The 13,270-nt window shown below is 70.7% G+C and carries 12 protein-coding genes and 1 pseudogene; 6 read left to right on the top strand and 7 right to left on the bottom strand.

The window, feature by feature from the left end:
• Positions 1-98 precede the first annotated feature (98 nt).
• Positions 99-329 carry a DUF2277 domain-containing protein gene (locus ACFTZC_RS13755; RefSeq protein ID WP_382889124.1) on the bottom strand — a complete coding sequence of 77 codons (231 nt, stop codon included), beginning with the start codon at positions 327-329 and terminating at the stop codon, positions 99-101.
• A gap of 23 nt (positions 330-352) precedes the next feature.
• Positions 353-673 (bottom strand): UTRA domain-containing protein, encoded by a 321-nt coding sequence (locus ACFTZC_RS13750; RefSeq protein ID WP_382889122.1) that lies wholly within the window; start codon positions 671-673, stop codon positions 353-355.
• Here ACFTZC_RS13750 and ACFTZC_RS13745 point away from each other — a divergent pair.
• Positions 653-961 (top strand): annotated as a pseudogene (locus ACFTZC_RS13745) (hypothetical protein); the annotation flags it as partial. The gene ACFTZC_RS13750 and the pseudogene ACFTZC_RS13745 overlap by 21 nt on opposite strands.
• Positions 962-1,024: 63 nt before the next feature.
• On the opposite strand, the gene hemC reads toward ACFTZC_RS13745, so the two are convergent.
• Together hemC and ACFTZC_RS13735 are read right to left on the bottom strand one after the other, a co-directional pair.
• Entirely contained in the window at positions 1,025-1,963 is a 939-nt protein-coding gene (gene hemC, locus ACFTZC_RS13740; RefSeq protein WP_382889120.1) for a hydroxymethylbilane synthase, read from the bottom strand.
• Between the two features lie 95 nt (positions 1,964-2,058).
• Positions 2,059-3,126, bottom strand: coding sequence for a LacI family DNA-binding transcriptional regulator (locus ACFTZC_RS13735; RefSeq protein WP_382889180.1), 1,068 nt, complete (start codon positions 3,124-3,126; stop codon positions 2,059-2,061).
• 155 nt (positions 3,127-3,281) lie between these two features.
• Between ACFTZC_RS13735 and ACFTZC_RS13730 the strand changes: the two genes are divergently transcribed.
• From ACFTZC_RS13730 to ACFTZC_RS13710, 5 genes are all read left to right on the top strand, one after another.
• On the top strand, positions 3,282-4,592 hold the full coding sequence (locus tag ACFTZC_RS13730) for an extracellular solute-binding protein (RefSeq protein ID WP_382889119.1): 1,311 nt from the start codon (positions 3,282-3,284) through the stop codon (positions 4,590-4,592).
• Positions 4,593-4,610: 18 nt separating this feature from the next.
• Entirely contained in the window at positions 4,611-5,537 is a 927-nt protein-coding gene (locus ACFTZC_RS13725) for a carbohydrate ABC transporter permease (RefSeq protein WP_382889117.1), read from the top strand.
• Positions 5,538-5,578: 41 nt separating this feature from the next.
• Positions 5,579-6,400, top strand: a complete 822-nt coding sequence (locus ACFTZC_RS13720; RefSeq protein ID WP_382889115.1) for a carbohydrate ABC transporter permease — start codon at positions 5,579-5,581, stop codon at positions 6,398-6,400.
• Complete coding sequence (locus tag ACFTZC_RS13715) at positions 6,397-8,817, top strand: beta-glucosidase (RefSeq protein ID WP_382889114.1); 2,421 nt, start codon at positions 6,397-6,399, stop codon at positions 8,815-8,817. Before ACFTZC_RS13720 ends, ACFTZC_RS13715 begins: the two co-directional genes overlap by 4 nt.
• A 164-nt stretch (positions 8,818-8,981) precedes the next feature.
• Entirely contained in the window at positions 8,982-9,938 is a 957-nt protein-coding gene (locus tag ACFTZC_RS13710; RefSeq protein ID WP_382889112.1) for a LysR family transcriptional regulator, read from the top strand.
• 31 nt (positions 9,939-9,969) lie between these two features.
• Here ACFTZC_RS13710 and ACFTZC_RS13705 read toward each other — a convergent pair whose 3' ends face one another.
• From ACFTZC_RS13705 to ACFTZC_RS13695, 3 genes are all read right to left on the bottom strand, one after another.
• Positions 9,970-11,232, bottom strand: a complete 1,263-nt coding sequence (locus ACFTZC_RS13705; protein WP_382889110.1) for a cation:proton antiporter — start codon at positions 11,230-11,232, stop codon at positions 9,970-9,972.
• A 210-nt stretch (positions 11,233-11,442) separates the two neighbouring features.
• Positions 11,443-12,567 (bottom strand): aminotransferase class I/II-fold pyridoxal phosphate-dependent enzyme, encoded by a 1,125-nt coding sequence (locus ACFTZC_RS13700; RefSeq protein WP_382889108.1) that lies wholly within the window; start codon positions 12,565-12,567, stop codon positions 11,443-11,445.
• Positions 12,568-12,678: 111 nt separating this feature from the next.
• The gene (locus tag ACFTZC_RS13695) at positions 12,679-13,269 is read right to left on the bottom strand and encodes a flavin reductase family protein (RefSeq protein WP_382889106.1); all 591 of its coding nucleotides are present in this window, start codon (positions 13,267-13,269) and stop codon (positions 12,679-12,681) included.
• Between the last annotated feature and the right edge of the window lies 1 nt (position 13,270).

Here is a 13,270-nt window from a genome sequence, read left to right as displayed (position 1 = left end):
CCAGGAGTCCAGAGGGAGAAATCGTGATCCGGCCAGGATCCGGGCCGTGGAGGCTCGCCGCCCCTGCGGTTCGGAGCCGGACGGGGTCAAGGGCCACGTCAGGACGCGGCGCGGGTGGCGGCGCCGCGTACCTCCAGGTCATGGAGGAGCTTCGCGGTCGCTGCGGCGATCTCGTCGACGGCCCGGTCGAACGCCTCGCGGTTGTGCGCGGCGGGGGCGCGGAAACCGGAGACCTTGCGTACGTACTGGAGCGCGGCGGCGCGGATGTCCTCCTCGGTGGCCTCTTCGGGGAGTACGGGCGGGCGGAGGGTCTTGATGCTGCGGCACATGCCTCCAGTGTGGACCCGCTCGCTCAGGGCAGGTCGTATTCCGCCGAGAGATGACGGCCGGGGCCGAGGAAATCGGTGGCGTACTCCGTCACCGCCCCGTCCTCGTCCCAGTACCGATTGGCCATGCCCAGGGCGGGGGCGCCCACCTCGACACCCAGGAGTTCCGCGTCACCGGCAGGCACCGGCCGCAAGGACACCACATGGCTCCTGCGGACGGTACGCCTTCCGGTGCGTTCCTCCACCAGCCCGAACGTCATTTTCGGCAACGGCGCCGATTCGACCAGCTCGGGAGCCCCGTCGAGAACTCTCTCGCCCCCGACTCCTTGCTGGTCCGTGCCATCCACGCGGCCAAAGACGCGTCGCCCTCCATCGCCGTCATGACGGCGACATGCCTGTGTTCCCGCACCAGTGACGGGCTCCGCTACCTCGCCGGAGCCCACGGGCTGCCGAACGTGGCGGCGACGGTGGAGGTGACCGGCAGGCAGGCAGTCGCTCACGCCGAAGCCGGCGCGGACATCGTCGGCCCCGCGTCCATGCTGCTGGGCACCACGGCGCGGGCACGACGGGCGCTGGACGAGAGCGGGCACGCAGGCGTGTCCGTCATGCCGCATGTGATCTTCTGGTCCGGCTTGTACGACGAGTTCCGGCTGACCATGAGGGCGACCCCGAAATCGGGCACCGACCGGGAGTTTCGCTCACCCGACCTTGGTCGCGGCACGCGCCGCGTCAAGGATCGTCCGCGCACCCTGACCGATGAGATCGGCGGCCAGGGCCGCGCCCAGCTTCTCCGGCTCGGCGGACGGGCCGGCAACCCTCCCCGAAACACGCTCCGTTCCGTCCAAGGACGTCACCTGGCCGAACAGCGACAGCTCTCCGTCCGGCGAAGTCTCCGCGTACGCGCCCAAAGGAACACTGCACCCACCGTGCAGTTCCGCGAGCAGTGAGCGTTCCGCCCGCACCTGAGAGTCGACATCGAGATCTCCTGTGGAGGAGAAAACCTCACGCGCGATCGAATTGTCTTCGTGAATCTGGATTCCCAGCGCGCCCTGTCCGGGGCTCGGCGGAAAAAGATCGAGGGGCAGAATTTCCCCGATCGCATCCTCCAAGCCGAGTCGGCGCAGGCCCGCGACCGCGAGGACGACCCCGTCCAGGCCCATGGTCTCGATCTTCTTCAGGCGCGGTGGGACGTTGCCCCGGATGGGCACCATCTCGAGGTCGGGGCGTGCGGCGAGGAGCTGGGCGATCCTCCGGGGCGCACCCGTTCCGACCCGCGCGCCCCGCCGCAGGCCGGCGAGGGTCGATCCGCACAGTGCGTCCCGTATGTCCGCACGTCCGGGCGGGGGCAGGAGCGCCAGGCCGGGCGGGTTGGCGGTCGGCAGGTCCTTCAGGGAATGAATGACAACATCCACCTCCCTCCGCGCCAGAGCCGCTTCCTGCGCGGAGCTGAATGCGGAGCCACCACTGAGCGCCGATACGCCGGGAAGCAGCGATCTTCGATCCCTGTCGCCCCCTTCGAGAATCACTCGATGGGTGAATCGGAAATCCGGAAATCGTTCGCGAAGCGGGGCAAGGAATACGCGCACCTGAGATTTCGCAAGATTACTGGCACGCGAACCGACGACGAAGGTTTTCACTGACGATCGGTCGACTTTCGGAAGCCTGACAAGGTCACCTTCAGAGTACGTTCAGCAACCGATCGCTCGTACAGACAGCGGGTCGGTAACAGCGGCTACTCCGACGGCGGGGCCGTGCTGTCCCGTACGACCAGCCGCGTACCGAACTCGATGCGGGTGTCCGCCTGGTCCGCGTGGCCGGTCTGGTCGCCCTGGCCCTGGTTCTGGTCGGCGCGGCGCAGCCGCAGGAGCATCCGGGCCGCCTCCTCCGCCATCTCCACCAGCGGCTGGTTGACGGTGGTGAGCGCCGGGCTCGACCACTGGGCGAGCGGGATGTCGTCGTACCCCACCAGGGAGAAGTCCTGGGGGATCCGCAGGCCGAGGACGCGCGCCGCCTCCAGCACGCCGAGCGCCTGGAGGTCGCTGCCCGCGAAGATCGCGGTGGGCCGGTCGGGGCCCTGGAGGAGTTCCACCGCGTGCGCGTGTCCCGAGCGGACGTGGAAGTCGCCGAAGCGCACCAGCGCGGGGTCGACGTCGACGCCCGCCATGCCCATGGCCGAGCGGAAGCCGTCGAGGCGGGCCAGGGAGCAGAGCATGTCCTCGGGTCCGGTGATGACGGCGATCCTGCGGTGGCCGAGGTCGAGCAGGTGGCGGGTGGCGGCGAGGCCGCCGGCCCAGTTGGCGGAGCCGACGGACGGCACGTCGGGTTCCGGGTCGCCCGCCGGGTCGATGATCACGAAGGGGATGGCCCGGGACCACAGCTTCTTCTTGAGGTCGTCGGGGAGCGTGGAGAAGACGAGGACGACACCCAGCGGGCGGCGCCGCAGGACGCCCTCGACCCAGTCGGCGCCCGGGGAGTGGCGGGTGCCGGTCTCGGTGAGGACCACGCTCAGACCGGTCTCCTTGGCGACGTTCTGGACGCCCCTGATCAGCTCCATCGCCCAGGTGCTGTCCAGTTCGTGGAAGACGATCTCGATGAGCGGGGCCTCGGGGGCGGTGGGGCTGGAGCGGCGGTAGCCGTGGGCCTCCAGCAGTTCCTCGACCCTGCCGCGGGTGGGTGCGGAGACATCAGGACGCCCATTGAGCACTTTCGAAACTGTCGAAAGAGAAACCCCGGCTTGCGAAGCCACCTGAGCCAGGGTGACCCGGCCTGCGCTTGTCTCGTCTCGCATGGACTGAAGGATAAGGCACCGGAAGTGGGGCGGAAATCGGTAACGGTTTGGCTGAGCACCGACCGCACTGTTGACCGCTTCGGAGAGGAGTCCTACGGTCACACGCCAGATACTTTCGGCAATGTGGCCGATACTTTCGAGAGGTGGAGAGGTCGACGATGAAGGCGATGAAGACGCGCACGACTCGCGCACGGTTCTCCCGGACCGTCGCCGGCTGCGCGGCGCTCCTCCTGGGCCTGGGCCTCACGGCCTGCGGCGGTGGCGGCAGTTCCCCGGGCGGTGGCGACGAGTTCCACGTACTCGTCTACGGCGACGCCACCAACAAGGTGGAGAAGCAGATCGTCGAGACGTTCAACAAGACCTCGAAGGTCAAGGCGGTCCTGGACACGGTCCCCGGCGCCGACTACCAGAAGAAGCTCCAGACCACCATCAGTACCCCGCAGGCGCCCGATGTCTTCTTCAACTGGGGCGGCGGTTCCATCCAGCCCTTCGTGAAGTCGGGCCTGCTGCTGCCGCTCGACGAGCTGGTGGCGAAGGACCCGGGGCTCAGGTCGAACTTCCTGCCGTCCGTGTACGACACGGCGACGATCGACGGCAAGGCGTACGGCGTGCCCATGCGCGGCACCCAGCCGGTGCTCCTCTTCCACAACAAGAAGGTGCTCGCGGACGCGGGCGTCGAGGCGCCGAAGACCTGGGACGACCTGCTCGGCGCGGTCGCCCGGCTCAAGGCGAAGGGCGTCACGCCGATCGCGCTGGGCGGCGGGGACAAGTGGCCGACGCTGATGTGGTTCGAGTACCTGTACGACCGGGTGGCGGGCCCGGGTCTCTTCAAGGAGGCGCTGGCCGGCGACAAGAGCGTCTGGGAGAGCCCGGAGAGCAAGCGGGCGCTGGCCATGCTGAAGGAGCTGGTCGACGCGGGCGCGTTCGGCACCAACTACGACTCGGTGAAGTTCACCGACGGCGGCTCCCCGGCCCTGGTGGCGGCCGGCAAGGCCGGCTTCGAGCTGATGGGCTCGTGGGTGTACTCGACCCAGCGCGACGTCAACCCGGAGTTCGCCAGGACCGGCCTGGGGTACACCGCCTTCCCGACGGTCGACGGCGGCAAGGGCGACCCGGCCGATGTCGTCGGCAACACCAACAACTTCTACTCGGTGCTGAAGAAGACCGAACACGCGGACGCGATAGCCGAGTTCCTGAAGCTCATGTACTCGGACGAGTTCGTCAAGGCGCAGCTCGCCATCGGCAACCTGCCGACCACCACGAACACCGAGAAGTTCCTGGACTCGACGGAGGACCCGGCGTACCTGAAGTACCAGTTCGACATGGTCAGCAAGGCGCCCTCGTTCCAGCTCTCGTGGAACCAGGCGTACCCGCCGGCGGCCGACGCCCCGATGATGCAGGCCGTCCAGGAGTTCTTCAACGGCTCGACGGACGCCGACGGCTTCGTCAAGGCCATGCAGGCCCTGTCCACCGACTGAGAGCGACGGACACCGGACATGACCGACACAGCCGACACGGCGGCGGCTCCCGCCGGCCGGGGCCCGGCCGGGCATACGGTGGCCCGGCCCGGGATCCTCTGGGCGCTGCCCGCCGCCGCCTTCTTCGCCCTGTTCGCGATGGTCCCGCTGGTGCTGGTCGCGGTCCTCTCGTTCGCCGAGTGGAACGGGCTCGAAGCGCCGCGCTTCGCGGGGGCCGACAACTGGACCGCGCTGCTCCACGACCCGGTGATGATCAAGAGCCTGTGGCTGAGTGTGCTGCTGACCGTGCTCGGGGTGGTCACCCAGACCCCGCTGGCGATCCTGCTCGGGGTCTGGGCCGCCGGGCCGCAGCGCAACCGGGCGGTGCTCTCCGCGGTCTTCTTCGTGCCGCTGCTGCTCTCCGCCACGGCGATCTCCGTCCTGTGGCGGGCGCTGCTCGACCCCAACTTCGGGGTGCCGGCGGAGCTGACGTGGCTCTTCGGCGACGGCAATCTGCTGGGCACCAGGACCGGGGCGATCTGTGTGCTCGTGTCCGTGGCGGCGTGGCAGTTCACCCCGTTCCACGCGCTGATCTACCAGGGCGCGGCGCGGGCCGTCCCGCCGGTGCTCTACCAGGCGGCGGCGATCGACGGGGCCGGGCGGGTGCGCCGGTTCTTCCACATCACGCTGCCGCAGCTCCGTAACTCGATCATCACATCGGTGATCCTGATGGTGGTCGGCGGGCTCACCACCTTCGACACCGTGCTGATCCTGACCCAGGGCGGCCCCGGCACCGACACCAGCATCAGTGCCTACTACATGTACCAGAAGGGGTTCCGGGAGTTCGACTTCGGCCAGAGCGCGGCCATCGCGCTGCTGCTGGTCGTGGTCGCCACGGTGATCTCGCTGGTCATGGTGCGGATCTCGGGCTACGACAAGATGGCCGGCACCAAGGAGGGAATGTGACGGGCCGTTCGGTGAACGGAGGGAGGGTGTCGGGCCGTTCCGTGACGAGGGGGCGTCCCAACTATCTCGCGGGGCTGGGCGCCCTGCTGTGGCTCGGGCTGGTGGCGCTCCCGCTGTACGTGATGCTCGGCGCGACCGTCCAGAGCCGCGCCGAGTACAGCGCGAACGGCCCGCTCGCCTTTCCGCGCTCCTTCTCCCTCGACAACTACGCCCAGGACTTCTCCAACGGCTTCGGCCGCTACTTCCTCAACACGGTGGCCGTCACGGCGAGCGTGGTGGCGATCGTGCTGCTGCTGGTGCCCCCGCTGGCGTTCTCGATCGTACGGAACCGGGGGCGGGGCACCGTCCGGATCTTCCGGCTCTTCCTTCTCGGGCTCGCCATCCCCGCCCAGGCCGTGATCGTCCCGATGTTCTACGCGATCAGCAAGGCGGGCCTGTACGACAACCTCATCGGGGTCATCCTGCCGACCGCCGCGTTCTGTCTGCCCGTCTGCGCGCTGATCCTCACCGGGACGATGCGCGACATCACCGGCGACCTCTTCGAGGCGATGGCCATCGACGGGGCGAGCACGCGCCGCGTCTTCTTCCAGCTCGTCGTGCCGCTCTCCCGGGGCGGGATCGCGACGATCGTGGTGTTCTCCGCCCTCCAGGCGTGGAACGGCTTCCTCTTCCCGCTCGTGCTGACGCAGTCGGAGGAGACGAAGGTGCTCACCCTCGGGCTGTACAACTTCCAGACCGAGCACGGTGTGGACATCCCCGGTCTGCTGGCGGCCGTGGTGCTCTCCACGCTGCCCGTCCTGTTCGTCTACCTGTTCGCCCGCCGAGCCCTGGTCCAGGGGCTCATGGGGGTCGGAGGAAAGTGATCGACAACGTGAGCACCGAGACCACGGCCGTGCCCGGGTCCGCCCTTCTGTCCGAGGCGCGGGCCCGCCGCGTCGAGGAGCTGATCGCGGCCATGACCACGGAGGAGAAGCTGGCACAGCTCTACGGGCTGTGGGCGGGCGCCTCCGCCGACGGCGCCGAAGTCGCCCCGCACCAGCACGACATGGACGCCCCGCCGGCCCTGGCCGAGCTGCTGCCGTACGGCCTCGGCCAGCTGACCCGGCCGTTCGGCACCGTGCCGGTCGATCCCGCGCTGGGCGCCCTCTCCCTGATGCGTACGCAGGAGCGCGTCGTGGCGGCGAGCCGCTTCGGCGTGCCCGCCATGGCCCACGACGAGTGCCTCGCCGGCTTCGCCGCCTGGGGCGCCACCACGTACCCCGTCCCGCTCTCCTGGGGCGCGTCCTTCGACCCGGAGCTGGTCCGGGAGATGGCAGGCGCGATCGGGCGGGACATGCGCTCGGTCGGGCTGCACCAGGGGCTCGCGCCGGTGCTCGACGTGGTGCGCGACGCGCGCTGGGGGCGGGTCGAGGAGACCATCGGTGAGGACCCGTATCTGGTCGGCACCGTCGCCACGGCCTATGTGCGGGGCCTGGAGTCGGCGGGCATCGTGGCGACGCTGAAGCACTTCGCCGGGTACGCGGCCTCGCGCGGCGGACGCAATCTGGCCCCGGTGGGCATCGGCCCCAGGGAGCTGGCGGACGTGGTGCTGCCGCCGTTCGAGATGGCCGTGCGGGAGGGCGGCGTACGGTCCGTCATGGCCGCCTACAACGATCTCGACGGGGTGCCGTGCGCGGCCGACGAGCGGCTGCTGACCGGACTCCTCAGGGACGTCTGGGGGTTCGACGGCACCGTGGTCTCCGACTACTTCGGGGTCGCCTTCCTGGCCACCCTGCACGGAGTGGCGGGCGACCGCGCGCAGGCCGCGACGGCCGCGCTCGCGGCGGGTGTCGATGTCGAGCTGCCCACCGTCAACACGTTCGGACGGCCGCTGCGGGACGCGGTCGCCGGCGGGCGGCTGCCGGGCGAGGTGGTCGACCGCGCGGTGCGCCGGGTCCTGACCCAGAAGGCCGGGCTCGGGCTGCTCGACCCGGGGTGGAGCGCCCGGCCTGCGGCCCTGGCCGGGCTGGAGCTCGACGGCACCGGCCCGGAGCGGCTGCGCGGCACGGTCACCCTGGACTCCCCCGCGCACCGGGACATCTCCCGTCGGCTCGCGGAGCGTTCGGTGATCCTGCTGCGCAACGACGGGACGCTGCCGCTCGCGGCCGGGGACACGGGCCCGGCGAGGATCGCGCTGATCGGCCCGCAGGCGGAGACCCGTACGGCCGTGCTGGGCTGCTACTCCTTCCCCGTCCATGTCGGCGCCCGGCATCCGGACACCCCGATCGGCATCGAACTTCCCACGCTGCGCGAGGCGTTGGCGGCGGAGTTTCCGGCGAGCGAGATCGTGACGGTGGCGGCCACCGGCATCGACGACCCCGTCGTCCCCGGCGCGGCTCTCCCGGACGGCTTCGCGGAGGCGGTGCGGGCGGTCCGCGCCGCGGATGTCGCCGTCCTCGCGCTCGGTGACCGCGCGGGGCTCTTCGGGCGCGGCACCAGCGGGGAGGGGTGTGACGCCGAGACGCTCGATCTGCCGGGCGCCCAGGGCCTGTTGCTGAATACGGTGCTCGACGCGGCGCGGGCGGCCGGCACTCGGGTGGTGGTCACCCTGCTCGCCGGCCGGCCGTACGTCCTCGGCCGGGCGGTCACCGAGGCCGGGGCGATCGTGCAGGCGTTCTTCCCGGGGCAGGAGGGCACCCCGGCGGTGGCGGGCGTGCTCAGCGGCCGGATCAACCCCTCGGGCCGGCTCCCGGTGAGCGCCCCCCGGCTGGCGGGCGCGCAGCCGTCCACGTATCTCGCGGCGCCGCTGGCCCGCGCGAGCGATGTCTCCAGCATCGACCCGACACCGGCCTTCGGGTTCGGCCACGGGCTGACGTACACGTCGTTCACCTGGTCGGAGCTGGAGGTCAGGGCGGAGGGCGCCGCACTGCCCACGGACGGCGCGGCGCAGCTGGCGTTCACCGTCACCAACACGGGCGGGCGCGCGGGCGTCGAGGTGGTCCAGCTCTATCTGCACGACCCGGTCGCCTCGGTGGTCCAGCCCGCGCAGCGCCTGATCGGCTACGTACGGCTCCCGCTGGCGGCGGGCGAGCGGGCCAGGATCGGCGTCACCGTACCCGCCGATCTGGCGTCGTTCACCGGGCGCGACGGGCGCCGGATCGTCGAACCGGGGGCGCTGGAGCTGCGGTTGGCGGCCTCCAGCACCGATGTGCGGCTGACCGCCGCACTCACCCTGACCGGGCCCGTACGGTACGTCGACCACACCCGCGCGCTGCACGCCACGTTCACCGTCGGGACGTGATACCGGCCACGGGAAATCAACGGGATGTGAAGATCTTGTAGCAGCCCGGGGGCCCAGCGGATAGCGTGACGGCACGTCGCCACGGATACGACGCACGCGGTGGAGCGCGGCGGACACGACGGACGCGCATCGGCTCGGGCGGCCGGGTGGGAGACAGATCAGATATGACGCCGACGCAGCTGCGGGCGTACGCCGCGGTCGTCCGCCTGGGTTCGGTCAAGGGGGCCGCGGCCGATCTCTCGGTGTCCGAGGCCGCTGTGTCCATGCATGTCGCCCAGCTCCGCAAGGAGTTGGGCGACAGACTGTTCGCCAGGACGGGCGCGGGCCTCGCGTTCACCCCCGGCGGGCTGCGGCTGGCCAGCCGTGCCACGGAGCTGCTGGGGCTCCAGGACCGGACCATCCTGGAGGTCAGCCAGGCCGGTTCGGGCCGCAGGCTGCTGCGCGTCGCCACATCGAGCCTCTTCGCGGAGCACGCGGCGCCCGGCCTCATCGAGCTGTTCGCGGGCCGGGCCGACGACCTGGACGTCGAGTTGAGTGTGCACAGCCCGCAGCGGTTCGCCACCCTGCTGCGCAACCGCACCGTGGACGTGGCGATCGGCCCGCGTCCGGCGGTCATGGACGACGGCATGAAGTGCACGCCGTTCCTCAACTACCAGATGGTGGGCGTCGTCGGCCCGGACCATCCGCTCGCCGCCCGCCGCCCGGGACCGGGCGAGCTGCGCCGCCAGACCTGGCTGCTCGGCCCGTCGGCCGCGGACCGCGCGGGCCTCGTCCCCTCCGTACTCCAGCAGCTCCAGGTGGACGAGGAGAACCAGCGGATCTTCCAGAGCCACGCGGCGGCCCTGGAGGAGGCCAAACACGGCAAGGGTGTGGCGCTGGCGCTCTCCTTCTCCGTCACCCGGGCGCTCTCCGGCGGGGAACTCAAACAGCTCCTGAGCCCCGCGCTGCCCGCCAAGGGCTCCTGGAACGCCCTCGCCCTCCCGGGGCGTGACGCGCCGCCCGCGGCCGCCGAGTTGATGCGTTTCGTCACGACGCCGCGCGCCCTCCAGGCGATGCTGCGCGGGGAAGGTGTGACGGCGGGGAGGTTCCGCCCGGCGATCCACGTGACGCTGTGGAGCTGACGGGCTCCCCGGCGCGCCGGCGGGCCCGCGCTCAGCCCGGTGCGTTCTGCTTCTCCCTCGCCGCGGCGGAGGCGCCTTCCGGTGGGTTGGCGCCGACCAGGCGGTGTGCGCCGATCCGCTTCAGCAGCGGGCCGGTGAGGACGGTGGTCACCACGGCCATCACCACCATGATCGAGTAGAACTGCTGGTCGATCAGGGCCATTTCCAGGCCCACGGTGACGATGACGATCTCGGTGAGCCCGCGCGTGTTCATCAGGACGGACGCCGTCAGCGCCTGGCCGTGGTCCGCGCCGGCCAGGCGTCCGGCGGCGTAGACCCCGAGCGCCTTGGTGGCGATGGCGACGGTGATGACCAGCACGAGGGTGAGGAGGACCGCACCGCCGAATCCGGCGAGGTCGACCTTCATGCCGGCGACGACGAAGTAGAGCGGCAGCAGCAGATAGCCGGTCTGCTGCATCTGGTTCACGACGAGGACGCGCAGCGACTCGGACATCGCGCGGGGCATGATCGCGCCGAAGGCGAACGCGCCGAAGATGAAGTGGATGCCGAGCCACTCGGTGGCGGCGCTGGACACCAGCAGGCCGGCGATCAGCACGGGGAAGAGGACCGTGGCCTGCTTGTCGTTGTGTTCGGCGTACTGAACGGCCTTCTTGAGCGCCGGCCGGACCAGGAAAGCCATCGCCAGTACGTAGAGCGGCAGCAGCACGAAGCGCCACTCGCCGTTGGCACCCGTGAACGCGATGACACCGGCCAGGCAGATCCAGGCGACGATGTCACCGATGGCCGCCGCGACGAGCACGATGGCGCCCGTCGCCGTACGGTTCAGCTCGCGGTCGGACAGGATGCGCGCCAGCACGGGGAAGGCCGTCACGGACATGGCCACACCGACGAAGAGCACGAAGCCGGTGTGACTCTCGGGCGCGTAGGTGGAGGCGAGCGGTATCGCCAGGGCGACTCCGCCCGCGAGCGGGAGCACGACCGAGCCCACCGCGATGCTCAGGGGGATGCGCTTGCGGCCGCGCAGCAGGGCGCCGTCCATCTCGTAACCGACGAGGAACATGAAGGTCGCGAGGCCGACGTTGGCCAGGCCGGAGAAGACGGGCTGCACACTCTCCGGGAAGATCTTCTCGCTCACGGTCGCCGACAGCACCATGGGGCTGACGAGGACGCCGGCGAGGATCTCTCCCACGACGGCGGGCTGTCCGATCCGCCGGAGTGCGGCTCCCAGCAGTTTGGCTGCGGTGATGGCGAGTGTCAGCGCCAGGAAGAAGTCTGATACGGCGTTACCAGTCATCAGTATCGGCCTCAGGTGGGTGGCCGGGCGTGTCGCGGCCGGCCGGGCACGGTGGGTGGACCGGTGGGCCTGCTGTGACCACAGGCCCACCGCGGTGTGTTCGACACACGTGCTGTGCTGCACAGGGGTGGTGCGCGGGATCGCATGACGGGCGGGCGGTGTGTCCGGCGCCGGTGGTCGCCGCACCCGTGACGCGTCACCCGTGGCGCGTCACACCGACAGGAAGTCCTTCGCGGCGATCAGCACCCGCCGGTGGGCCTCCTCGGTCCCCACGGAGATCCGCACACCGTCGCCGGAGTACGACCTGACCCGCACCCCGGCCCGCAGCGCCGCGGCGGCGAAGCGGTCCGACTCCGGTCCAAGGGGAAGCCAGACGAAGTTGGCCGACGACGGCAGCGGCACCAGCCCCTGCGCGCCGAGATCCGACCGGAGGTCCGCGCGCATGCGCCGTACCGTACCGAGCCGTTCGGCCAGGTCGCTGCCCTGTGCCAGCGAGATCACGGCCGCCCGCTCGCCGGAGCGTGTGACGGAGAAGGGGATGACCGTCTTACGGGCGCGCACGGCGATCTCCGACGAGGCGAAGGCGTAGCCGACCCGCAGCCCCGCCAGGCCGTACGCCTTGGAGAACGTCCGCAGCAGCACGACGTTCGGATACTCCCGGATCAGGCCGAGGTCGTGCGGATCCTCCTCCTCGTCGAACTCCATGTACGCCTGGTCGAGAATGGCGACCACGTGGGACGGGAGGCTGTCCAGGAACCCCACCAGTTCACTCCGCGGGATCCGGCGGCCGGTGGGGTTGTGCGGGGAGCACAGGATGACCGCCCGGGTACGGGGGTTGACCCGCTGCAGCAGCCCCGCCAGGTCGTGCTCGCCGGTGGTGGTGAGCGGTACCGGTACCCCCTTGGCGCCGGTGACGGCGACCAGCAGGGGGTAGGCGTCGAAGCCCGGCCAGGCGTGGAGGACTTCGTCGCCGCGGCCCGCCAGGACCAGGAGCAGTTGCTGGAGGACGCCGCCGCTGCCGGGGCCGACCACCGTCTCCTCGGTCTCGGCGCCGAAGTGCCGGGCCAGTGTGGTCTTGAGTACGCGGGCGGTGGGGTCGGGGTACAGATTGACCTGGAGGCTGCTCCGGCGCAGCGAGTCCACCACCGCCGGCAGCGGTGGCAGCATGAGTTCGTTGTTGGAGAGGTCCAGGACCTCCTCGGCCGTGCCGGGTTCCGTCGCCTCCGGCGCCCCTGTTCCCTCTGCCGGCTCCCTTCCCTCCGTGGCGCGATAGGCGGAGAACCTGTCCAGCTCGGACGTCCTGAAGGATGGCTGCGTGACTTGGCGTGCCGTCATCGGTGCCCTGTTTCTGTGAGTAGCGGTTTCGGTCCCGGGCCGGGGCCGTGAGACGTGCCGCGGGGAACCCACGGGGTCTCACGGCCCCGGTTCACACCGGTGTCGGGCGGTTCACGCCAGGTTCAGCCGCGGCTGCTCCGAGCCCCGTAGCGCGGACTCCGAACCCTGCCTGGCGGACTGCGAACCCTGCCGCGCGGGCCGCGGTCCGGCGCCGCCGTCCGACGGCAGCGGCCAGGCGGCGAAGGAGCGCAGGCCGTACAGGAGCGGGGTGCCGTCGGTCTGGGCGATTCTGGCGACCTCACCGAAGACCACGGTGTGGTCGCCCACCTCCTGGGTGCCGCTGACCCGGCACTCCGCCACCGCGAACGCGTCCTTGGACAGCCACGGCAGACCCGACCGGCACTGCTTCCACTGCACACGCGAGAAGCGGTTCGGGTCGGGGCCCGAGAACACCTCCGCCGCGTGCCGTCCGCCGTCGTGCAGCAGGTTGACGGCGAACCCCCGGGTGGCCGAGACCGCGTCCAGCGTGGCGCTGCCGTTGCGCAGGCAGACCAGCAGCGTCGGTGGGGACAGGGTGGCGCTGGTGACCGACGAGCAGGTCATGCCGCGTGGCACACCCTGGGCGTCGAGGCTGGTGACCACCGCGATCCCGGTGGGGAAGGCGCTCATCAGATCGCGGTAGTGCTGCTGCTCGGTCGTCACG

It is taken from the genome of Streptomyces sp. NPDC056987 (assembly GCF_042673865.1).
GTDB lineage: Bacteria > Actinomycetota > Actinomycetes > Streptomycetales > Streptomycetaceae > Streptomyces.
The sequence above is the reverse complement of the archived record's forward strand: the minus strand, read 5'-3'. Positions and strand labels throughout refer to the sequence as shown.

Excerpts from the sequence above, each read along its gene's own strand:
- ACFTZC_RS13755 (WP_382889124.1), bottom strand. The coding sequence starts at position 329 with ATGTGCCGCAGCATCAAGACCCTCCGCCCGCCCGTACTCCCCGAAGAG.
- ACFTZC_RS13730 (WP_382889119.1), top strand. The coding sequence starts at position 3,282 with ATGAAGACGCGCACGACTCGCGCACGGTTCTCCCGGACCGTCGCCGGC.
- ACFTZC_RS13705 (WP_382889110.1), bottom strand. The coding sequence starts at position 11,232 with ATGACTGGTAACGCCGTATCAGACTTCTTCCTGGCGCTGACACTCGCC.
- ACFTZC_RS13710 (WP_382889112.1), top strand. The coding sequence starts at position 8,982 with ATGACGCCGACGCAGCTGCGGGCGTACGCCGCGGTCGTCCGCCTGGGT.
- ACFTZC_RS13700 (WP_382889108.1), bottom strand. The coding sequence starts at position 12,567 with ATGACGGCACGCCAAGTCACGCAGCCATCCTTCAGGACGTCCGAGCTG.
- ACFTZC_RS13725 (WP_382889117.1), top strand. The coding sequence starts at position 4,611 with ATGACCGACACAGCCGACACGGCGGCGGCTCCCGCCGGCCGGGGCCCG.